The 20,408-nt window shown below is 60.2% G+C and carries 20 protein-coding genes; 7 read left to right on the top strand and 13 right to left on the bottom strand.

Annotated elements, in window-relative coordinates; genetic code table 11:
* Positions 1 to 18 precede the first annotated feature (18 nt).
* From PTZ19_RS06495 to PTZ19_RS06480, 4 genes are all read right to left on the bottom strand, one after another.
* Positions 19 to 993: an ABC transporter permease gene (locus PTZ19_RS06495; protein WP_276353232.1), complete on the bottom strand. Its 975-nt coding sequence runs from the start codon at positions 991 to 993 to the stop codon at positions 19 to 21.
* The gene (locus PTZ19_RS06490) at positions 990 to 1,943 is read right to left on the bottom strand and encodes an ABC transporter permease (RefSeq protein ID WP_276353230.1); all 954 of its coding nucleotides are present in this window, start codon (positions 1,941 to 1,943) and stop codon (positions 990 to 992) included. Before PTZ19_RS06490 ends, PTZ19_RS06495 begins: the two co-directional genes overlap by 4 nt.
* Before the next feature lies 1 nt (position 1,944).
* Positions 1,945 to 3,474 carry a sugar ABC transporter ATP-binding protein gene (locus tag PTZ19_RS06485; RefSeq protein WP_276353227.1) on the bottom strand — a complete coding sequence of 510 codons (1,530 nt, stop codon included), beginning with the start codon at positions 3,472 to 3,474 and terminating at the stop codon, positions 1,945 to 1,947.
* A 111-nt stretch (positions 3,475 to 3,585) separates the two neighbouring features.
* Positions 3,586 to 4,692, bottom strand: coding sequence for an ABC transporter substrate-binding protein (locus tag PTZ19_RS06480; protein ID WP_276353225.1), 1,107 nt, complete (start codon positions 4,690 to 4,692; stop codon positions 3,586 to 3,588).
* Positions 4,693 to 5,121: 429 nt separating this feature from the next.
* On the opposite strand from PTZ19_RS06480, the gene PTZ19_RS06475 reads away from it, so the two are divergent.
* Together PTZ19_RS06475 and PTZ19_RS06470 are read left to right on the top strand one after the other, a co-directional pair.
* Entirely contained in the window at positions 5,122 to 5,772 is a 651-nt protein-coding gene (locus PTZ19_RS06475) for a helix-turn-helix transcriptional regulator (RefSeq protein WP_276353222.1), read from the top strand.
* 73 nt (positions 5,773 to 5,845) lie between these two features.
* A complete protein-coding gene (locus PTZ19_RS06470; RefSeq protein WP_276353220.1) occupies positions 5,846 to 7,843 on the top strand; it encodes a GTP-binding protein in 1,998 nt (665 codons plus the stop codon).
* Positions 7,844 to 8,085: 242 nt separating this feature from the next.
* On the opposite strand, the gene PTZ19_RS06465 is transcribed toward PTZ19_RS06470, so the two are convergent.
* The 7 genes from PTZ19_RS06465 to PTZ19_RS06435 form a co-directional block, all read right to left on the bottom strand.
* The gene (locus tag PTZ19_RS06465) at positions 8,086 to 9,201 is read right to left on the bottom strand and encodes a sensor histidine kinase (RefSeq protein WP_276353218.1); all 1,116 of its coding nucleotides are present in this window, start codon (positions 9,199 to 9,201) and stop codon (positions 8,086 to 8,088) included.
* Positions 9,191 to 9,877, bottom strand: a complete 687-nt coding sequence (locus tag PTZ19_RS06460) for a response regulator transcription factor (protein ID WP_276353216.1) — start codon at positions 9,875 to 9,877, stop codon at positions 9,191 to 9,193. The genes PTZ19_RS06465 and PTZ19_RS06460 overlap by 11 nt, the downstream gene beginning before the upstream one ends.
* Positions 9,859 to 11,052, bottom strand: a complete 1,194-nt coding sequence (gene alr, locus PTZ19_RS06455; protein ID WP_276353213.1) for an alanine racemase — start codon at positions 11,050 to 11,052, stop codon at positions 9,859 to 9,861. Before alr ends, PTZ19_RS06460 begins: the two co-directional genes overlap by 19 nt.
* A gap of 3 nt (positions 11,053 to 11,055) precedes the next feature.
* A complete protein-coding gene (locus PTZ19_RS06450; protein ID WP_276353211.1) occupies positions 11,056 to 12,123 on the bottom strand; it encodes a D-alanine--D-alanine ligase family protein in 1,068 nt (355 codons plus the stop codon).
* Positions 12,124 to 12,263: 140 nt separating this feature from the next.
* On the bottom strand, positions 12,264 to 12,866 hold the full coding sequence (locus tag PTZ19_RS06445) for an NADPH-dependent FMN reductase (RefSeq protein ID WP_276353209.1): 603 nt from the start codon (positions 12,864 to 12,866) through the stop codon (positions 12,264 to 12,266).
* Positions 12,867 to 12,991: 125 nt separating this feature from the next.
* On the bottom strand, positions 12,992 to 13,408 hold the full coding sequence (locus tag PTZ19_RS06440) for a YjdF family protein (RefSeq protein ID WP_276353207.1): 417 nt from the start codon (positions 13,406 to 13,408) through the stop codon (positions 12,992 to 12,994).
* A gap of 140 nt (positions 13,409 to 13,548) precedes the next feature.
* Complete coding sequence (locus tag PTZ19_RS06435) at positions 13,549 to 14,799, bottom strand: helix-turn-helix domain-containing protein (RefSeq protein ID WP_276353205.1); 1,251 nt, start codon at positions 14,797 to 14,799, stop codon at positions 13,549 to 13,551.
* Positions 14,800 to 15,010: 211 nt separating this feature from the next.
* On the opposite strand from PTZ19_RS06435, the gene PTZ19_RS06430 reads away from it, so the two are divergent.
* From PTZ19_RS06430 to PTZ19_RS06420, 3 genes are read left to right on the top strand one after another with little or no spacing between them, the layout of a single operon-like run.
* Entirely contained in the window at positions 15,011 to 15,769 is a 759-nt protein-coding gene (locus PTZ19_RS06430) for an MBL fold metallo-hydrolase (protein WP_276353203.1), read from the top strand.
* Between the two features lie 10 nt (positions 15,770 to 15,779).
* Positions 15,780 to 16,301 (top strand): hypothetical protein, encoded by a 522-nt coding sequence (locus tag PTZ19_RS06425; RefSeq protein WP_276353200.1) that lies wholly within the window; start codon positions 15,780 to 15,782, stop codon positions 16,299 to 16,301.
* Positions 16,302 to 16,310: 9 nt separating this feature from the next.
* On the top strand, positions 16,311 to 17,189 hold the full coding sequence (locus PTZ19_RS06420) for an alpha/beta fold hydrolase (protein WP_276353198.1): 879 nt from the start codon (positions 16,311 to 16,313) through the stop codon (positions 17,187 to 17,189).
* On the opposite strand, the gene PTZ19_RS06415 is transcribed toward PTZ19_RS06420, so the two are convergent.
* The gene (locus tag PTZ19_RS06415; protein ID WP_276353196.1) at positions 17,164 to 17,781 is read right to left on the bottom strand and encodes a uracil-DNA glycosylase; all 618 of its coding nucleotides are present in this window, start codon (positions 17,779 to 17,781) and stop codon (positions 17,164 to 17,166) included. The genes PTZ19_RS06420 and PTZ19_RS06415 overlap by 26 nt on opposite strands.
* Before the next feature lie 28 nt (positions 17,782 to 17,809).
* Positions 17,810 to 18,589 (bottom strand): TetR/AcrR family transcriptional regulator, encoded by a 780-nt coding sequence (locus PTZ19_RS06410; RefSeq protein ID WP_276353193.1) that lies wholly within the window; start codon positions 18,587 to 18,589, stop codon positions 17,810 to 17,812.
* 132 nt (positions 18,590 to 18,721) lie between these two features.
* On the opposite strand from PTZ19_RS06410, the gene PTZ19_RS06405 reads away from it, so the two are divergent.
* Both PTZ19_RS06405 and PTZ19_RS06400 read left to right on the top strand, forming a co-directional pair.
* Entirely contained in the window at positions 18,722 to 19,606 is an 885-nt protein-coding gene (locus PTZ19_RS06405; protein WP_276353192.1) for an ATP-binding cassette domain-containing protein, read from the top strand.
* Positions 19,603 to 20,400 carry an ABC transporter permease gene (locus PTZ19_RS06400; protein ID WP_276353190.1) on the top strand — a complete coding sequence of 266 codons (798 nt, stop codon included), beginning with the start codon at positions 19,603 to 19,605 and terminating at the stop codon, positions 20,398 to 20,400. Before PTZ19_RS06405 ends, PTZ19_RS06400 begins: the two co-directional genes overlap by 4 nt.
* Positions 20,401 to 20,408 lie beyond the last annotated feature (8 nt).

The raw sequence follows: 20,408 nt of genomic DNA, 5'->3' as shown, positions 1-20,408 counted from the left end.
CGTCGAGACGTTTTCCGATTATCTGATTTTGCGCTCTCTCGCATAGGCGAACAGGATGACCAGAATCAGCAGACCCATCACGAATTCGCGGCCGGCCGAAGAAATATCGATGACCGTCAGCACGTTCTTCAGAATGATGATCAGAAGCGTGCCGGCGATCGTGCCCAAATAGTTGCCCCGTCCGCCGAGAATGGAAGTCCCGCCGAGCACCACGGCCGCGATCGACAAGAGCTGGTAAGGTTCCCCGAGGGTGAGATAGGTGCTGCCCATGTATCCGAGCTGCAGAATGCCGGAGAGTCCCGCGAAAAGGCCGCACAGACTATACCCGATCATCTGCAGTTTCGCCGTATGCACGCCCGACAAGACGCTGGCCTTCTCGTTCGTTCCCAGCGCGATCGTCTGCCGGCCGAATTTGCTGAGATGCAGGAACCAGTACGTGAAGACGGAAACGACCAGCCAAATGAACACGACGTTCGGCAATCCGAAGAACCAGTCGTTGTTGGCCAATTGATTGAGCACCGGGGACATCCCGCTTGGCGGCGTTCCGTTCGTCGCGATCAACATGAACCCGGTGATCAGGCTGATGGTCGCGATCGTCATGATGAGCGGCGGCAGCTTGAGATAGGCGATGCCGAGCGCGTTCACCAAGCCGACCGCGGCGCCGATCCCGAGTCCCGCGGCGATGCCGGCGTACGGCCCCATGCCCGAGTGGGCCATGACGGAAGAAGCCGCCACCGAGGACAACGTCACCGTGCTGGATACCGAAAGATCGATCCCCGCCATCATGACGACGATCGTTTGGCCGGCGGCGATGATGCCCAGGAATGCCGCCGTCTGGAGCGTTTGAATCAAGGAAGCTTTCGTCGCGAAGCCGTCGATCGACACGGCGGTAATGACCCAGACCAGGAGGAGCACGGCGAACGCGACGACCGTCGGGGAGAACGAGAGGGGCAGCCGCCGGGCCGGGGATGCGGATTTATCGGTTCCCATCATGCTTGCCCTCCCTTTCTGCCTTGCGCGATCGTCTTCAGGCCGATGGCGACGACGAGGATCAAACCTTGCACGACGTATTGATAGAATGGCGAAATGCCGGCGAAAAACAGAATGTTCATCAGGGAACCGACGATGATCGCGCCGATGACGGTGCCTTTCATCTGTCCTTGTCCCCCCAGGAAGCTGATGCCTCCCAGAATGGAGGCGGCAACCGAGTTCAGCGTATACGGCGAGCCGATGTTCGGGTCGCCCGAACCGATTTGCCCGCTCAAGCCGACGCCCGCGACCGCCGTGAATACGCCCGCCAGCACGTACGCGGTGATTCTCGCGCGGTTGGTCCGGATTCCGTTCACGTAAGCGGCATGCGCATTATTGCCGGTCGCATAGAGGCTGACGCCCGGGCGCGTGTTTTTGAAAAACTTCCAGAACAGCAGCGGTATGACGACGAGAATGACGCCCGCCGGGACGACGGCCACCGAGGTGACCCATCCCGTGAAGGTGGGCGCGACGTGTCCTCCGGGCACCGGGAGCACGAGCAAAGCGACGCCGTGCCATAAGTAAGAGGTCGCCAGCGTGACGATAATCGCCGGCAGGCGGCCATACGTCACCCCAAGCCCCGTGAAGAGACCCGTCGCGGCTCCGCAGAGAATCGTGGCGACGATCGAGAGGGCGATTCCCCCCGGCGAATCCTGCATCGTCACCGCCGAAATGCTGACCATGAGGGAAAGAACGGCGCCGACGGACAAATCGATCCCGCCGGTCAACATGACGGCCGTCTGCGCCATCGCGACCAGAATCAGCGGCATGAACTGAACGGACAGCGTGGAAATCCGCGCAAACGTGAACATTTGGGGATCCAGCGCCAGATTGACGATCAGGAGCACCGCGAAAAACACGTAAAGGGGGACCAGCTCCCTATGATGTCGAGGCAAACGAAGTACGCGGAACATGTTATCCCCCCTGTTTAATCACCGACGCGCGTACGAGGTTCCGTTCGGTGAGTTGTTCGCCCATCAATTCCCCGTTCACCTGATGCTCGTAGATGACGAGTACGCGGTCGCACATCCCGATCAGCTCCAGGGCGTCGGAAGACACCATGATGATCGACACCCCGCGTTCGGCCTGGGCGCGCAGCAATTCGTAAATCTGTTTTTTGGTGCCGACGTCGATGCCGCGCGTCGGTTCGTTGAGCAGCAGCAGCCGGGGCTCCCGCTCCAGACATTTGTTCATCGCGACTTTCTGCTGGTTGCCGCCGCTCAGCGCGCCGACGGGCTGCTCCTGGTTTTGCGCCTTCACCTGCAGCCGTTCCATCGAGCGTTCGACGATTCCGTTTTCCTCGCGCGATTTCACGGTCCCCCATCGATTGGAGATGCGGTTCAGGCTGACGAGGCTCGTGTTGAACCGGATCGAATGGGGCAGCAGCAGGCTTTCCGTTTTGCGGTCGGCCGGGATATAGGCGATGTCTTGCTCCATCGCTTGCCGGGTGTTTCTGGCCCGATAAGTACGGCCTTGCCACGTGATCTTGCCGCCGGTAACGGGAGCCGCCCCGAACAGAGCCTTCAGGATCTCCTCCTGTCCTTGGCCCTGCAGCCCTCCGATTCCCAGAATCTCGCCTTCATGGAGAACGAAGCTTGCCTCCTGCACCTTGTCCGACTTCAATCCGTCCACGACCAGCACTTCCGGACGGCGCATCACGCTATCGATATCCGGTTTGGCGGGGAATAGATCCGTAAACTGCCGACCGGTCATAAGCTCGATCAGATTGGAATGGTTGAATCGTCCGATATCGTCCGTCGCGACCCACTGCCCGTCCTTCAGTACGGTCATCCGGTCGCACAAATCGAAAAGCTCCTGCAAGCGGTGGGAAATGAAAATGACCGCCATTCCTTCTTCCTTCAACTTCCTCAGGATGCCGAACATGATGTCGACCTGCGTCGGATCCAAGGCGGAGGTCGCTTCGTCAAGCACGAGAAGCGCCGGATTCTGGTCGACCGCCTTGATGAATTCGATCATCTGCTGTTGGGCCAGCGTCAAAAGGTGAACCGGAGTTTCGGGATCGAGGTGCCCCAGCTCGACTTCCCGCATCAATTCGGCGGCCCGCGTTCTCATTGCCTTTTTGCGCAATCGGCCGAAGGGGCCCGTCCATTCCCTGCCCAGGAAAATATTCTGCGCGATCGTCAGATGGGAGCATAGGCTCAGTTCCTGGTGTACCGCGTAAATCCCCAGTTTGTTGGCTTGCCCGGGCGTCAGCGACGAATGGGCTTCGCCGTTCACGGAAATCGTGCCGGCGTCCGAAGGATAAACCCCGGTAATCAAATTGATCAGCGTGCTTTTGCCCGCCCCGTTCTCTCCGATCAGCGCATGGAATTCCCCTCGGGCGATCCGCAGCTGAACGGGGTGAAGGGCCATGTGCCCTCCGAACGATTTGGCGACTCCGGACAGCGTGAGATAAGGAACTTGCTCATGGTGCGCCTCGTTCATGGCCTTGCCTCCGAGTCGGTGATGTGGGATGAAGAGAAATCGTGCATACGGGGCAACGGAACCGCTGCACCTCGTATACACGATTTGTCATCGAGTGCTTAGGTAACGGGGTTACTTCTCGAGCGGACCGAGAATTTGCGTGATTTCGTCTTCCGTGAGGTCCTTGATCGGGAAATAATCGTCCGGGTAATCGTTCGGAACGTAATCCTTCAAGGTGTTGTCGTCGATCGTAGGCAGTTTCACCTTCACTACCTTCTCGACCTTATAGCCTTGGAGGGCGCGGATCGCCTGATCCAGCGACAGGGCCGACAGCCAGTTCGGGTTCGCCGGCGCGAACGAAGAGAATCCCTTCGGCAGCAGGTCGTTCCACTGTTTCAGATAGCCGTTGTAGTTCTCGCCGGTAACCGGGATCAGCTTCATGTTCTTCTGCTGGATGGCTTTGATCGCCGCCGAAGACATGCTGCCGCCTTGCGAGAAGATGCCGTCGACGTCCGGATTGGCGTCCAGCGCGGGCAGGATCGCCTGCATCGCCGGACCTTCGTTGTACTCGCTGTGCAAGTTGGCGACGATTTTGATATCCGGGTATTGATCGAATACTTCCTTGGCGCCCGCCCAGCGCTCTTCGCTGACGGCTACGCCGGCCGGCCCGTTCATGGCGATGACCTTCCCTTTGCCGCCGAGCTTGTCGGCCAGCCATTGCGCCATGACGGATCCCCATTCCTTGGTATCCGGGTTGACTTTGCTCGTGATCTTGTCCGTGCTGGGCAGCGAGTCGAATGCCACGACCGGGATCCCGGCGTTGACCGCCTTCTCGAGCACGGGATTCAGCGCGGTCGCCGATCCGGCGTCTACCAGGATGGCGTCGTATTTCTGCGAGATCATGTTTTCGATTTGGGAAATTTGAACCGAAGTGTCTCCGTTGGCGTTCGTGACGACGACTTTGTCCAGCACGCCTTGGCTTTTCCAGTATTCGGCCCGGTCCGTCAAAAACTTGTTCGTCTCCTGCATCCAAGAAGGCGTCAGGTAGATCGTGGACCATCCGATCACGTATTTGTGATCCTGCGCCGCGGCCGTTTGGCCGGCTTGGCCGCTCGCCGCGGGGGAAACGGACGGGCTCGCGTCCGAATTTTCCTTGATTTGTCCGCACGCCGCCGCGAACAAGGTTAACGAAAGCACGGCGGCCGTAAGGGTAAGCCGTTTCAATTTGCCAGTTTTCATCGTGGTGTCCTCCATATGGGTCCGTATGACTTGCGGCTTGCCTTTCGATGAGCGTGGGGATGATCGCCTGATCTTCGGAACATCCCTGGATTCGTTTCATCACCTCGGTTCCGCGATCCGTGTCGGATGGGCGCGTGGGCAAATCGAATGTATTACTAATTTTTTTTCAGCATAACTGAATGTTTTTTATGTGTCAACAATCGTTCCACAAATTCTTTTTTATTCGCTAAAAAATTGTTTTGGTTTTTGTCGTGAATGCGCTACCTGTTAGTTTATATAACGCAATGCGCAAAATTCTTTTGCTTTTTCGCTCGTTTTCCGCTATTCTAGAGTTCTAAATTTTTTTTAGATCAAATGAATTATTGTTTGTTTTTTTCTTTTCCTATGCTAAAATTTCCATATTGTGATTACATGCGGGAGGCCTGGATCATGGAGTCTGTCGATAACGAGCTCGAATTTCTCAACGCTCTCGTGGACGGGATCGCGGCGCAATTCGGCGATCAATGCGAGGTCGTCTTGCATGATCTGCGAAAGCCGTACGAGAGCACCATCGTCGCGATCCGCAACGGGCATATCACGGGGCGGAAAGTCGGGGATCCCGGGACCAACTTGGGGCTCGAGATTTTAAGGGGCACCACCCAGAACGACCACCGGTTCAATTACATCACGCAGACCAAGGACGGAAGGCTCCTTCGGTCGACTTCCATTTACATCAAGAACGGCCAGCAGAAAACGATCGGCGCGCTATGCATCAATTTCGACATCACCAATCTGGTCGTGGCCGAAAAAACGCTGCAATCCCTGACCACCAGCAACATGCAGCCGGAAGTCAACGAGTCCTTCGTCAGCAACGTCAACGATTTGCTGGACGCCATCGTGCAGGAAACGCAGGACATCATCGGCAAACCGGTCGCGATCATGACGAAGGAAGACAAAATGAAGTTCATCCAGCTGCTGGATCAAAAGGGAGCGTTCCTGATCAAAAAAGCCGGGGATAAGATCTGCGGCTACCTGAACATTTCCAAATACACGCTGTATAACTATTTGGAAGAAGTCAAAAGTACGGAAAACGGGAACTAGAACGGGGATTCACGGACTTTTCGGCGCCCTCATGCTAAAATGGATGGGACATCAGGAGCCGGGGGGAACGGAAATGCCGATGGAGGTTCGGCCGCTTCGGCGCAACGTCGGGATCTTCGCGCACGTGGACGCGGGGAAAACGACGACGACGGAGCATCTGCTGTATGAAAGCGGGCGGATCCGCTCGCTCGGGAGCGTCGACCGGGGCACCGCCCAGACGGATTGGCTGGACGTCGAGCGCGAGCGCGGGATTTCGGTGCGGGCGGCGGCCACTCGGTTTACCTGGCAGGACGTTTCGGTGAACTTGGTCGATACGCCGGGACACGTCGACTTTCTGTCCGAAGTGGAACGGTCGCTTCGCGTCATGGACGGCGCGGTGCTGATCGTGTCCGCCGCGGAAGGCGTGCAGGCGCAGACCGAGGTGATCTGGCACGCCCTGCGCAAGCTGGGCATTCCGACGATCCTCTACGTGAACAAAATGGACCGCGTCGGGGCGGACGGCGGGCGTACGCTGGAGGAAATCCGGAAGCTGCTCTCGCCGAACGCGGTGCCGGCGGCGATTCCGGACGGCGTGGAGGATGCGTTCCGCGGCTTGGTCGACTTATGGGATCCCGCGGTTAAACGGAGGCCCGAGGCCGCCGCAGCCCGGATCGCATTGGCGGAAGCGATCGCGCAGACGGACGAGGGGTTGCTGGAACGTTATTTGGAGGACGGCGCGCCGGAGGACCTTCGGGAGTGGCGGCCTTTTTTCCAATCGCTGGCCGGCCGCGGATCGCTATTTCCCGTGCTGTACGGCGCGTCCGCCCGCGGCATCGGCATCCGGGAGCTGCTGGACGGGATCGTGCGATATTTGCCGGCACCCGCCGGGGACCCGGATGCCCCCGTCTCGGGCGTCGTGTTTAAACTGGAACGGGACAAAACGATGGGGCGGATGGCGTACGTCCGCTTGTACCAAGGCACGTTGCGGAACCGGGATACCGTCCGGAACTTGACCTTGGGACTGGACGAGAAAATCACGCAGATCCGCAAAGTCGAAGGGCGCAAATCCGAGGACGTCGGCCTGCTGGAGGCCGGCGATATCGCGGTCGTCTGCGGCATGCAGCACGTGCGGATCGGCGACGTCCTGGGCAGCGGCGAGCGGGTGCCGGAGGAGGCCCGGCTGGCGGTTCCGCTGCTCACGGTGCAGGTCCGATGGGCGGACGAGCCCTCTTATCCGAAAGTCGTGGCCGCGCTGCAAGAGCTGGCCGACGAGGATCCGCTGCTCGACCTGCAATGGCTGCAGGAGGAGCGGGAGCTGCATTTGAAGGTCATGGGGCCGATTCAGCTCGAGATCCTGTCGCGCCTGCTGGAAAGCCGGTTTGGGCTGCAAGGGGTGTCATTCGGTCAGCCTTCCGTGATTTACAAGGAAACGCTGTGCGGCGAGGGCGAAGGCTTCGTCGCCTATACGATGCCGAAGCCTTGCTGGGCGATCCTGCGGTTTCGGATGGAGCCGCTGCCCAGAGGGGCAGGCTTGGTCTACGAGTCGCGCGTCCGCGCCGAGGATCTGCTGCCGCAGTATCAGAACGAGGTGGCGCGCCGGGTGCCGGAGGCTTTGCAGCAAGGCATGTTCGGGTGGGAGGTCGTCGATCTGCGCGTGACGCTCGCCTTTGGCGAACACCACGTGTGGCACACCCACCCGCTGGATTTCGTCGTCGCCACGCCGATGGGCGTCATGGACGGCTTGAACCGGATCGGCACGAAGCTGCTCGAGCCGATGCTGCGCTTCCGGTTGACCGTGCCGGAGGAATTCGGCGGCAAGGTGATGAACGATCTCGTCCAAATGCGGGCCGTTTTCGAAGCGCCTTCCTTGCATGGCGACCGCATGACGATCCACGGCCGGGTGCCGGTCGCGACCTCGCTCGACTACGCGGTCAAACTGGGCTCGCTGACGAAGGGCCGCGCCGCGCTGTCCACGTTCTTCGACGGCTACGAGGAGTGCCCGCCGGACGTGAAGGCGGAACGACCCCGCCGCGGCGTCAATCCGCTGGATACGGCGAAGTACATCTTGAGCGTGCGCAACGCGCTGTCTTGAACGAGGCCGGGAAGATCGACTCGGGCCTCGTGTTTCCGGCAGCGGCTTCGGGCTACGTCTCCCCGACAGCCGAATATGGACGTCGGCTCGGACCCGGCAAAGCAAACGCATCCCAGCCGCTGCTCGTTCCCGAAGTCCGGTGTCCAATCGTCAATCCCCACGCACTCCCGAGGGCGGTCTGCCGACCGCAGCCGCATGTTCCCCGCGCACTCCCGGAGCGGGATTCCGCCCTTCTACTCCGCCTATTTCGGCAGCGTCACGCGGAACAGTGTTCTTTCCGGACTGCTCTCCGCCTCGATGCGGCCGCCGTGCAAATCCACGATACTTTTGGCGATGGCGAGCCCCAGGCCCGAACCCCCCGTGTAATCGGAACGCGATTTCTCCACGCGGTAAAACCGGTCGAACAGATGCGGCAAGTCGGTGCTGGGAATCATGGCGCCGTAGTTCACGATTTCCGCGACGATCGTCTCCCCCTCTTCCCTCAGCCGCAGATCGGCGAATTTTCCCTCTTGGCCGTACGTGACCGCATTCTGGATCAAGTTCTCGAACACGCGCACGAGCTTGTTGCCGTCCGCCGGCACGATCGGATGCAGGACCTCGAACGCTTGCCGGCATTCCATGCCGGCCTCATCGAACTGCGGCTGGAATTGTACGGCCAGCTGGTCCAGCATTTCGGCGAGATCTACCCGCTCCTTCTGAAGCACCATCCCGCGATTCTGCATCCGAGTATATTCGAACAGGTCGTTGATCAGCCCATGGAGCCGTTCCGTTTTCTGATGGAGCACCTGCGTGTAGTACCGGAGCTCCACTTCGTCCCGGTACCGGTCCGTATTGATCAAATTCAAATAGCCCACGATCGAGGTGAGCGGCGTCCGCAGGTCGTGGGAAACGTTCGTGATCAGCTCGTTCTTGATTTGCTCGGAGCGGCGTTCCTCTTCCATCGCCCGCTTCGCCTGCACGACGATGTTGTTGATATGGGCCGCGAGCTGCCCCAGCTCGCCCCGGTCGCGAACGGACACCTGCCGGCTTAAATCGCCCGCGGCGATCGCCTCCACCTCGCCCATGATTTGCCGGATCCGGAGCTCCGTGTAACGGTAGCTCTCCCTGACGTAGAACCGGTACAAGTAAAACCCGAAAAACGCAAGGTAAAGTAACGTTAACAGGGTGTTGCCGTCCATGCTGCCGCTGACGAGGAGCAGCACGAATCCCCGGACCGTAACCCATCTTTCATAAGCGAACGTCAGCGCGGGAAACAGCAGCGTCAGCGTGAGCGCCGCGAGGACCGCCGCTTCGAGCACGCCCCTCAGCGCTCTCCATCCGGACAGGGATTTCAGCACGGACAGCGGATCATTTTTCAATTTTGTATCCCACTCCCCATACGGTCTGGATGAGATCGCCGGTCTGAAGCGCGGCCCCCAGCTTCTCCCGCAGATGGCTGATGTGGACCATCACCGTCTTGTTGGAGCCCATCCCGGCTTCGTTCCATACTCTCTCGAAAATTTCCTCCGAGCTGAACACCCGTCCCCGGTTGCCGGCCAACAAATACAGGATGTCGAATTCGATGGCGGTCAGCTTGACGTCGATCCCCCGGACCTTGACGGCGTGACTTTCCCTATCGATCAGCAAATCCCCGATCCGGATCGCGCCTTCGGGCACCGCCTGCTGCTGATAGCCCGCCCGGCGGAGCAACGCCTTGACCCGGGCGGTCAGCTCCAGCGGGTTGAACGGCTTGATCATGTAATCGTCGGCGCCGGTCATGAGGCCCAGGATCTTGTCCATGTCTTCGACCTTCGCGCTCAGCATGAGGATCGGGATCCGGCTCTCCTGACGCACGCGCTTGCACAGTTCCATTCCGTCCATTTTCGGCATCATGATATCTTGAATCATCAAATCGACCGGATGGCGTTTCAGCTTCTCCAGGGCTTCTACCCCGTCGTGCGCCTTCAGCAGCGCGTATCCTTCGTTGCGCAGATAGACTTCGATCAGTTCCGCGATTTCTTTATCGTCATCGACGATCAGGATCGTTGCAGGCATGCTTCTTCACTCTCGTAGACGGATTTGGTTGGTCCCATTATAGCATGTTCGGCGTATACCCGGGGGACGCGAGCCGCGACGCCGGCGACCAGCTCGTTGTCGATCGTTCCGGCCCAAGCGGACAGCCGGCTCAGCGGAAGGCTCCGGCCCCGATCTTCCCCGAACAGCAGCGCGGCGTCTCCTTCCCGCACGTCATCGATCTCCGTCACGTCCGCCATCATTTGGTCCATGCAGATCAGCCCGATCTGCCGGGCCGGCTGCCCGCGGATCAGGATTTCGGCCCGGCCGGACAACGACCGGGGATACCCGTCGCCGTAGCCCGCCTGGATCGTCGCGACGACCATCTCCCGCGGCGCGACGAAACGCTGCCCGTACCCGATCGCTTCGCCGCGGCGCACCTTCTTCACCATGGCGATCCTGGCTTTGAGCTGCATAACGGGTTTCAGATCCAGCTGTCGGGACGCCTCCCCCGAATAAAGGCCGAACAGCATGAGGCCCGGCCGGACGGCGTCGTACGCCGCGTCGACTCCGTTTACGATGCCCGCGCTGCTCAGCGCGTGAACCATGCCGACCGGCCAACCCTTCAGCCGACGCAGCGTTGCCTCGAACCTCGCGGTCTGCATCCGCGTATAACGCACGTGCTTCGGCGCCAGCAGATCGGCTGCGGCCAGATGGGTAAAGGTGCCGCCAACCTGCAGCCCTTTCATCCGGAAAACGGCTTGGACGGAACGGATGTCGTCGTGCGGAAACCCGATGCGGTTCATTCCGGTATCGATCTTGAGATGCACCGGGATGACGCAGCGCTGGCGGACCGCGAAATCGTTCAGCCTCTCCGCGTACGGGCTCGAGTGCACCGTCTGCGTGATTCCGTGTTCGGCGAGTAGGGGGAATGCGCCGGGCGGCGACGCGCCGAGGATCAGGATCGGCTGCCGGATCCCGCATCGCCGAAGCGATACGGCCTCTTCGACGGTTGATACCGCGAAATGCCCGACTCCCCACTCCGCAAGGCGGCTGGCGATGACGCGGTCTCCATGGCCGTAGGCATTCGCTTTGACGACGGCCATGATATTCGTCGAATCCGGCAACAGCGATCGCGTCAGCCTCAAGTTATGCGCCAAGTGGTCGAGGTTGATTTCGGCCCAGACCCGGTGCAGGTCTCCCGCTTGCCCCCGCATCCTTCAGCCCTCCCCGAATGCCAGCCGGATCAGCTTGTCGAGAAAATCGGAATACCGGATCCCCGCCGCCTCGATCATGCGGGGATAACGGCTGGAAGCGGTAAAACCCGGCATCGTGTTGATTTCGTTGAACAGCACGCGGCCTTCGCGGGTCACGAAGAAATCGACCCGGGCCAATCCCCGGCAGCCCAGCAGCCGGAACACCTCCATTCCCAGCCGCTTCACTTCCTCTTGAAGCGCCGGGTTGATGCGGGCCGGCACGTGCTGGCGGATCTCGCCCAGCAAATACTTGTCCTCGTAATCCAGAAACTCCCGGCTCGGCTCGATTTCGCCGATCACGCCCGTCTCCAGCCGGTCGTTCCCGTATACCGCGCAGCCGACCTCGATACCCGGCACTTCCTTCTCGCAGATCACTTTGCCGTCGAACCGGAAGGCATGCCGGACCGCGGCTTCCAACGCTTCCGGGCCGCGCACTTTGGTAATGCCGACGGACGAGCCCGAGTTCGCCGGTTTGACGAAGACGGGATACCCTCCCAATCGCCACTCCACCTGCTTGTCCAACGCGGAAAGAATCCGTTCGTCCCGTTCCGTGAAATAGAAATACTCCGTCGTCGGAATGCCAGCCTGCTTGACCAAGTCCTGTGCGAGGGTTTTGTCCATGCTGATCGCGGAACTGAGCAGGCCGCAGCCGACATACGGAATGCCGGCCAGCTCGAGCAGCCCCTGCACGGTGCCGTCCTCGCCGCCCCGGCCATGCAGCACCGGGAACGCGCAGTCTACCCCGACCCGCTCGTACCGGTCATCCCCCTGCAGAACCAGCAGTCCCCGATGGGAAGCGTCCGGGCTCAGGACCGCCGGGCGGCAGGACGGGTGCTCATGCCAAGTGCCGTCGCGGATCCGGTCCGGACCGCCTTCGAAGCGGAGCCATTTTCCGTTCTCGGTAATGCCGATGAGCAGCGGTTCGTAGAAATCCCGGGGAATATGTTCGATGACGGCAGCGGCCGACTCCAAGGATACCCGGTGTTCCGTGGATTGACCGCCGAATAGAATCGCGACTTTGATTTTATCCATCCCGATGCTCCTCCTGTATATAGGGCGAAGTGATGAGCATCAGTATAGCGGGAAGAAGCTAAGAGAAGGGTAAGGCAAGGATAAGAAGGGGAAAAGAAAACGTAAAGTTTTTCTTAAGACGGGGGAGGGAAGCGGCTGGCTTAGACCGCTCCCCTGACGGCAGCCAGCAGGGCCTTCGCGACGGATTCAAGCTCGGATCGGATTTCCGGGTCCGTCACTTTGCCGTCCGGACCCAGCTTGCCGCTGTTGAAAAAAGGGATCGCCAGCGTGCCTTGTTCCGGAATTTTCGCGTTCATCATCCCGAGCGTCCCGATCAGCGAAGCCAGCGCGGTCGCCCCGCCTTCCGGGTGCGGCGACGCGCTGATCGCGGCGACGGGTTTATTCACGAGCTCGCCCGACGAAACGATCCAATCGAGCGCGTTTTTCAAGGAACCCGGCACGCCGCGGGCATACTCGGGGGTGCAGATCACGACCGCGTCCGCTTCCCTCAGCGCTTCGCGCCACTCCCGAACCGCTTCATGAACCGCCTCTTCGTCTTGATCGAGGTCCGGGTTGAAATGCGGAAGTTCCTGAATGCCTGCCCGAGCAGTCGGCGAAGTCGACGACCGCGCCGAACGGTCATACCGTCGATACTCGGCGCTCTCCTCTATCCAGTCCCTTAGGGACTCCAACAGCAACGTATGGGACGATAATTCGCGCAAACTCCCGGAAACCGCCAATACGACTTTTTTTCCATGATCCATGCTTGACCCTCCGAATTTACATTTTCAACATCACTTTAAACCATGACGCTAATGTCAGGGCAAGCGAGGAAACGAAGAAGGCTGCCCTCCGGCGAAAATCCGCCTGAAGGACAGCCTTCATCCTATTAATGTCCGCGATGCTTTTCCTTCGCCTTCCGCACCTTCAGCTCCCGCTTGCGGGCGAGCAGGGCTTCCCGCTTCTGCCTGGAGTCCGCGCGGCTTTCCAGCTTCCGCTTCTCGTGCTCCAGCTTCAGCGCTTCTTGGGCGAAGGTCGAGATTCCTCGGCGTTTCGTTTCTTCGGAAGCTTGCCGGGCCAGGCGTTTCGGACTGATCTTCCGGGCTTCGGCTTCGGCGCGCCCCACGACCGCCTCCCGCGACAACGCGCCGACAAGACGCGGCATCACCTGGCGCACGAATTGCAGAACTTCCTCGTCGTGCGGCTCCGGACCGAACACGTGCCGGGCGGCCTTCAGCCTCCCCCGATCGAGCTCCTCCACGACGCCGACCCAGAACTGTCCATCATGGTAAACCGTAAGCTTCATTCGGCATCCCCCTCTAAGCGAATCGAAACGACGGACACCCCGAGGGGGGAGGTTACTGACAGGACGAAGAGACGGCCGAGAAACGTCTCCCGCCTGCGCCCGGACTACCGACCGGACCGTGTTTTCTCGTTTCGGCAACATTATAGTCCGCCGCCGCGCAAGGACCAATCAGGGAGCGCGGTTTTCGCGGCCTGATGGTAGTAGAATGCCGCCTTTTTATATGCGCCTTTCTCGTAATAATAGGAGCCCAGCTCCGTGGACAGGTTCCGGAAATGGTCGTGCAGCCTCCGCTCCCGGCATTGCTCCAGCACCTTTTTCATCGCCTTCTCGTACGCGGCCTCCCGGGCCTGAAGCTTGCAGACGCCGGCTTGCAGGATGTCGAGCTCCATGTCGTAATAGGCTTCCTTGTTCCGTTCCGCCAGCCGCCGGGCTTGCCCGAGATGCTCCTCCACGCGCAACCAGTCTTTCTGCTCGATGTAGATTTCCACCAGCCGCTTGTGGACCTGGACCGATTTCTCCTCGAAAGCGCCGCCCGCATACAGCTCCAGGGCGGTCTCAAAGCGCGATACCGCCTGCCCATAATCCTTGCCCGCTTGGTAAACGCGCCCGATGCCGTACTCGAACACCGCCCGCAAATTCCGGTTCTCCCGGTCCCAATCGCAAGCGCTCGCCTCGGACAAACAATCCATCGCGTCCTTGGACTGCCCGACAAGCTGGAATTGGATCGCGCGGGCGTACAGGACCATGGCCAGCCGGTCGGGGTTCCCCAGCTTCCTCTGGTAAGCGAGGGATTTGCCGGAGTAGTGCAGGCTGACGAACTTGTCCTCGCCCAATTGCTGCTTCACGATGCTGAGGCTGAAATAATATTTCGCCCTTTCTTGGTCGTCAGCCTCGGATAGGTACGTCTCGCACCGCATCAGATATTCGTTGGCTTGCGGGAGCAGGTGAAGGTCCGCTAACAGCTTGCCTGCATTCAGGCAGTAGCGGAAATAGAGGCGGTCTTCCGCCGACGGATCGTAGGAAGGAATGACCCGGACGGATTGCTCGAAACGCGCTTTGGCTTCCTGCAACCGGAATCGGATATAAGCATGTCGGATCAGAACCGTGAACATCATCAGCAAAGCGCGGTTGCCGTGCGGCTCGTTCACTTGCACCTGAATGAGCGCCAAATCCTCCTCGGCGATCTCGTCCTGCCGCCAGAACCGTTCGTAAATCTCCTCCAACGAAGCTTCGAACCCCTCGGGCGCTTCTTCCGTCAACAAAGCGGGTTCTACCTGCAGCCGTTCCGCGATTTTGCGGACGAACCGGTCCGTCGGCAGCGTCTGGTTGTTCTCGACTTTGCTCAAATACGCAATCGAAGCGATGCCTTGCACCAGCTCGCCCTGCGTCATTTGCTTGATCCGCCTTAAATTCCTTATGCGCTCGCCGATCCTCATCTTGGCACCCCGGTTGGTTAAATGGCCGCGGAAAAACGCCGAAAAAACGGCCTCTAAAATCGTTCGGTTTTACCCGGTTTTCTATACGAAACATACTCCATTAAGATAGGGGAGCACAAGTTATCCCCCACAAATATAACGGAACCGAAAGGACGGAGTTCGGAAAATGATGATCGATCGCGGCGTGGAAATGATAGAATTGCAGGAGGAGGCGTTCGGGCAAAAAACCGCTTTGCACCCCGTTCTGATCTGGGACGAGACGTCCGCGGCGCTGATCGATACCGGGATGCCGGGCAGCTGGGAGCGGATCAAGGCGGCGATGGCCGACTGCGGCGTCGCTCCGGAGAAGCTCGCGGCGGTCATTCTCACGCATCAGGATTTCGACCATGTCGGGTCGATCGAGGAAATCCGGCGCGAGCTGGGCGACCGCGTGAAGGTGTACGCCCACCCACTGGACCGCCCGTACATCGAAGGCGATTTGCCGCTCACCAAGACGACCCCGGAAATCATGGAGAAAACGTTGGCCGCCCTGCCCGAAGAGCCCCGGAAAAAGGCTTTAGCTTTATTCGCGAATCCGCCCAAGACCAAGGTGGACGCGGCGTTGACCGACGGACAGCTCCTGCCGTTCGGCGGCGGCTTGCAAGTCATCCATACGCCCGGCCATACGGAAGGCCATGTCAGCCTGTATTTGCCGCAAAGCAAAATCCTGCTCGCGGTCGATGCCATGATGATCATCGGGGGCAAGCTGCACGGCCCCGTTCCGCAAACGTCGCTGGATTTGGCCGAGGCCCGGCGTTCCGTCGCCAAGTTCCTGGACTACGATATCGAAACGGTCGTATGCTATCACGGAGGATTGCTCGAATGGGAGCCGATGGAGCAAATTCGGCGGATCGCGGCGGAGGCTGACCGGGCGGGAAAAGAATAGGAGGTTTCGATTGCAGATCGTATTGGATCGGGAGACGTTCGACTCCACGCCGGACGGCGAACTCGGCGGCGCTTGCTTCGCGCCCGTGATCCCGCTGGTTCGCGCGAAATCCATGGAAGTCAAGGAGGAAGTCTACCGTCGGATGACAGAGGGACAGAAGGCGCTGTTCCTCTTCTACGCTTTTTACAACCATGCCTGCCATTCCATGCGGGAGTATTTCTGGTGGTGCGCCTACGATTACGCGCAGCCGAAGCTATGGGCCGGTTTGAAGGAAGCCCTGCGGTATTTCGGAGCGGAGTCCATGCGGGAGGTGCTCGAGGAGACCGGGAATCTGCTGGAGAAGCACGGCTTTCCCGTTAGCCTGGAGGCGTTCTCCCTATCGCCGGAAGAGCTGGACCGTTGGCCCGAGTTGCTGCCGGACGTCCAATCCTTGTACGCCCGTTTCACGGAAGCGGCTCCCGCCGCCTTAACCCGGATCGGCGCAACGATTCGCGGCCGCCCCGGCGAATTCGTCGCATTTGACAACCCATGAGGTGCACCCATGACCAACAAGGTTTCCATCTTCAAAACGCCCGAAGGCAAAGAGAAATTCCTGCGAACCTACGACGAGTGCTTGCAACGCCTGTGGGACAAGCCCTACGAGACTTTATACGCGGAAACCCGCTTCGGCAAAACGCACGTGCTGGTCAGCGGACCGGAAGACGCGCCTCCCCTGGTGCTGCTTCACGGCATGACGTTCAACTCGATCATGTGGTACCGCAACCTTCCCGAACTGAACCGGAAATACCGGACGTACTGCATCGATACGCTGGGCGACTACGGAAAGAGCGAAACGGCCGTGCCTCTGAAATCGCGCGAGGATTGCGTCCGCTGGATCGACGAGGTGCTGGACGGCCTGAAGCTGGATCGGGCCGGGCTCATCGGCCATTCCATGGGCGGCTGGCTCAGCCTCAATTTCGCGCTGGCCCGCCCGGAGAGAGTGGAGAAGCTGGTGCTGCTGGCGCCGATCATGTCCGTCCAGCGGCTCCCGCTGAAATTCATGTTCAAGGTGTATCCGGTCATGGCCCGTCCGACGCGGGAGAAAATCCTGAAGCTGTGGACCTGGTTCCTCGCGGAGGGAAACCGGCTTGATAAGGAGATCGAGGAAATCATCGTGCAGGGGTGGCTGCACTGCCGGCCGCAGATGAAGGTGGTTCCTTGCGTGTTCAAGCGTGAGGAAATGAGCGGGCTTCAGCCCAGAACGCTGTTCCTGGCCGGGGATCAAGAAGTGGTGTACCGCGCGCTGAAAGCCGTCGCCCGCATCCGGGAGCTCGTGCCGGGCATTCGGGCGGACATCATCCCGCATTCGAACCATTGCTTCATCGCGGAGCAATACGAGTCGGTCAACGCGAAAATCATGGACTTCCTGGCGGAGGGCTGACGGCATTGCTTTTCGGCTGACCGGAGGCCTCGATCTCCTTCCAACGGATGGCGAGTGCCGTTAAGTCATCTACGAAAATGCGCATTAAATTCGGACGTCTGCGTACGGCCAGCGGATGATAGGTCAGCCCGGCGGGGATGCCTTGGAACGCATGCCAGCTTCCCCGCAGCGCCTTCACGGTCGGATCCTCCGCCAACGGAAACATCGCTTCCGCCACGACGTTGCCGAAGCCGAACAGCAGCCGCGGCCGCTTCTCCCCAAGCTGCAGGTCGAGGTGCGGCGCGCATGCGGCCCGCGCGGCCGGTTTATCGTAAGCGCGGATCGGTCTGCATTTCAACAGATACGTCACGTATACGGTTTCGATCGGCAATCCCGCTTCCCTCAGCCCCAGTTGCAGCGTCTCCCGCGTTCCGCACAGAAACGGGTTCCCTTCCCGATCCTCCCGGGCCCCGGGATTGTCCAGGATCAGCACGATCGGGGCGTCCGGATTCCCTTCGCCCCAGACGACGCGGGTCCGCTGCCGAGCCAACTCGCAGCGCTCGCAATTCCGCGCGTGCGGGGGTGCCGCCTCCTCGGGCAAAATCGAAAACATTTTCAGCCATCCCCCGGTTTCGTTCCGTTTACTCTTCTTTATTCCCCTTTTGCTTGGCGTTCAAATAAGCTTCGATGCCGTCCAGAATCCGTTCGAGGCCGAAATCGAAGTCGTCCCCTACGGAGTTCTCTTCCTTACTCTCTTCGGTGTACACGCCGGACTCCACGATCGGATGCAGATAAGGGAATTGATCGGGCGTCACCAGCTGCTTCAGCGCCTTGCTGTAGGCGAGTCCGCTGATTTCGTCCTGACTGGCTCCCGCCTTCAAAGCCCGATCGAAATCCCGCTGAAGAATACCGGTCGAGCGAGCATAACTGCTGAGCAGCAGCACGATCGACATTTTCTCGAAATCGTTCAGCGCCATTCCCCGGAGCGTCCGCATGACCCAATCCACGACCCGAAGGTTATTCGGCGTCATCGGAACCCCGCTAACCGGAATTTCGCCGAACCAGGGATGGTTCCGGAATACCTCGATACAAGCCTTGACGTATTCGCGCAAGCTTTGCCGCCAGTCCTCGCCTTCCCGTTCCGGAGGAATGGGGACGTCGCACACCGCGTCCTGCATCAGCATCAGCAAATCGTCCTTGCTCGGAACATACCGGTACAGGGACATCGCGGTGAAACCGAGCGTCTCCGCCACCCGGCTCATGGAGACGGCGGAAAGTCCTTCTTGATCGGCGATCGCGACCGCGGCGTCGACGATTTTTTTCAAGCTTAATTCCCGCTTGGGCCCGCGCTGCGGTTCCTTGACCAGGCCCCAGCTTAGGGCGATGCCGCGCGGCAGGCTTTTCTCAAGCTCTTGGTCCATCGGTTCGTCCTCCAGGTCACCGGAAAATTTAGGGTTGCCATTTAACTGTATACGTTATATACTGTGTATGCAATATACAGTGTACAAAATAAACAGTTTATATTCTAAGCAGAAATGAGAGGATGAAATCCGATGATTCCAGCCATCGAAATCCGAGGCTTGCGCAAGGCTTTCGGGAAACAGACGGTACTGAGCGGCATCGATCTGAACGTGCCGGCGGGCACGATTTTCGCGCTGCTCGGACCGAACGGCGCCGGCAAAACGACGCTGATCCACATTCTGTCCACCTTGGTCGCGCCGGACGCGGGATCCGTGCGGATCGCCGGGCACGATCTCGTCGGCGGCAAAGACGGCGTCAAGCGCTCGATCAGCCTGACCGGCCAGTTCGCCGCGGTCGACGAGGTGCTGACGGGGGAAGAGAACCTGCGCATGATGGGGAGGCTCTCCGGGCTGTCGGCGTCGGAAGCGAAAGCGCGCGCCGAAGAGCTGCTACGGCGCTTCGACCTGACCGACGCCGCCCGCAAGCGCGTGAAGACCTATTCCGGCGGCATGCGCCGCCGGCTGGACCTGGCGGTCAGCCTAGTCGTGCGGAAGCCGATTCTGTTCCTGGACGAACCGACGACGGGCATGGACACGCACAGCAGGCGGGCTTTGTGGGACATGATCCTGGGACTGGCCGAAGAGGGGGTCACCGTGTTTCTCACGACACAGTATTTGGAAGAGGCCGATCAATTAGCCGACCGAATCGCCGTGATCGCGGGCGGCAAGATCGTGGCGCAAGGCACCGCCAAAGAACTCAAGGCCCGCATCGGGGAAGACGTGCTGGAGCTGAGAGACGAGAGGGACGAGGTATTCCGCGAAATTCCGACCGGCGGCAGCGTCGGGGAAATTAAGCGGCTGCTCGACGATCTGGTCCGCAGCGTACCGGAAGGAGCCCGTTTGAACCTGCGCAGGCCCAGCATGGACGACGTTTTCGTGGCGCTGACCGCGACTCCAAAGGAGGAATCCGTATCATGACCACCCGCACCCTCGCACCGGCTCAGAGCAAATCCGCGTCTTTCGGCGCGGCCGGCGCCGTATTCATCGGGCGAAGCCTTCGCCACAGCCTGCGGAACACGGAAGCGTTGATGATGGCGATCCTGCTTCCGATCATGCTCATGCTGCTGTTCACCTACGTGTTCGGAGGCGCCCTCGATCCTAGCGGGCATTATGTCAACTACGTGGTGCCGGGCATTATCCTGCTCTGCGCCGGCTTCGGCTCCTCCAGCACGGCCGTCGACGTGGCGACCGACATGACGAACGGGATCATCGACCGGTTCCGGACGATGCCGATCGCCAGCATGAACGTCATTACCGGACATGTCACGGCCAGCTTGGCCCGCAACCTTCTGGCCACCGCGATCGTGATCGGCGTCGGATTATTGGTCGGGTTCGAGCCCAGCGCCGATTTCCTCGAATGGCTGGGAGCCGCTGGCATGATCACGCTGTTCATCCTGACGTTCACTTGGCTGTTCGCCGCCATCGGCCTCGTCGCCGGCACCCCGGCAGCCGCTAGCGGATACGGCTTCGCTCTGCTGTTCCTCCCGTATCTCTCCAGCGCCTTCGTTCAGACGGATACGATGCCGACATGGCTGCAATGGATCGCGGAAAACCAGCCGATCACGCCGGTTATCGAGACGATCCGCGGATTGCTCACCGGCACGCCGATCGGCAACCAAGCTTGGCTGGCCGTCGGCTGGTGCCTGCTCCTCCTGATCATAGCCATCGTCTGGGGCTCCTGGTCGTTCAGGCGGAAGGCGGGACGGCGGTAACGGAATCG

Origin of the sequence: Cohnella caldifontis, from assembly GCF_029360585.1 — a bacterium.
Lineage (GTDB): Bacteria > Bacillota > Bacilli > Paenibacillales > Paenibacillaceae > Cohnella > Cohnella caldifontis.
Note: the sequence above shows the minus strand (reverse complement) of the source record. Positions and strands in the feature narration are given on the sequence as shown.

What these genes read in the sequence shown, in the direction of transcription:
- PTZ19_RS06495 (WP_276353232.1), bottom strand. Translation starts at nt 993, where the DNA reads ATGATGGGAACCGATAAATCCGCATCCCCGGCCCGGCGGCTGCCCCTC.
- PTZ19_RS06490 (WP_276353230.1), bottom strand. Translation starts at nt 1,943, where the DNA reads ATGTTCCGCGTACTTCGTTTGCCTCGACATCATAGGGAGCTGGTCCCC.
- PTZ19_RS06485 (WP_276353227.1), bottom strand. Translation starts at nt 3,474, where the DNA reads ATGAACGAGGCGCACCATGAGCAAGTTCCTTATCTCACGCTGTCCGGA.
- PTZ19_RS06480 (WP_276353225.1), bottom strand. Translation starts at nt 4,692, where the DNA reads ATGAAAACTGGCAAATTGAAACGGCTTACCCTTACGGCCGCCGTGCTT.
- PTZ19_RS06475 (WP_276353222.1), top strand. Translation starts at nt 5,122, where the DNA reads ATGGAGTCTGTCGATAACGAGCTCGAATTTCTCAACGCTCTCGTGGAC.
- PTZ19_RS06470 (WP_276353220.1), top strand. Translation starts at nt 5,846, where the DNA reads ATGCCGATGGAGGTTCGGCCGCTTCGGCGCAACGTCGGGATCTTCGCG.
- PTZ19_RS06460 (WP_276353216.1), bottom strand. Translation starts at nt 9,877, where the DNA reads ATGCCTGCAACGATCCTGATCGTCGATGACGATAAAGAAATCGCGGAA.
- alr (WP_276353213.1), bottom strand. Translation starts at nt 11,052, where the DNA reads ATGCGGGGGCAAGCGGGAGACCTGCACCGGGTCTGGGCCGAAATCAAC.
- PTZ19_RS06450 (WP_276353211.1), bottom strand. Translation starts at nt 12,123, where the DNA reads ATGGATAAAATCAAAGTCGCGATTCTATTCGGCGGTCAATCCACGGAA.
- PTZ19_RS06445 (WP_276353209.1), bottom strand. Translation starts at nt 12,866, where the DNA reads ATGGATCATGGAAAAAAAGTCGTATTGGCGGTTTCCGGGAGTTTGCGC.
- PTZ19_RS06440 (WP_276353207.1), bottom strand. Translation starts at nt 13,408, where the DNA reads ATGAAGCTTACGGTTTACCATGATGGACAGTTCTGGGTCGGCGTCGTG.
- PTZ19_RS06435 (WP_276353205.1), bottom strand. Translation starts at nt 14,799, where the DNA reads ATGACGCAGGGCGAGCTGGTGCAAGGCATCGCTTCGATTGCGTATTTG.
- PTZ19_RS06430 (WP_276353203.1), top strand. Translation starts at nt 15,011, where the DNA reads ATGATGATCGATCGCGGCGTGGAAATGATAGAATTGCAGGAGGAGGCG.
- PTZ19_RS06420 (WP_276353198.1), top strand. Translation starts at nt 16,311, where the DNA reads ATGACCAACAAGGTTTCCATCTTCAAAACGCCCGAAGGCAAAGAGAAA.
- PTZ19_RS06415 (WP_276353196.1), bottom strand. Translation starts at nt 17,781, where the DNA reads ATGTTTTCGATTTTGCCCGAGGAGGCGGCACCCCCGCACGCGCGGAAT.
- PTZ19_RS06410 (WP_276353193.1), bottom strand. Translation starts at nt 18,589, where the DNA reads ATGGACCAAGAGCTTGAGAAAAGCCTGCCGCGCGGCATCGCCCTAAGC.
- PTZ19_RS06405 (WP_276353192.1), top strand. Translation starts at nt 18,722, where the DNA reads ATGATTCCAGCCATCGAAATCCGAGGCTTGCGCAAGGCTTTCGGGAAA.
- PTZ19_RS06400 (WP_276353190.1), top strand. Translation starts at nt 19,603, where the DNA reads ATGACCACCCGCACCCTCGCACCGGCTCAGAGCAAATCCGCGTCTTTC.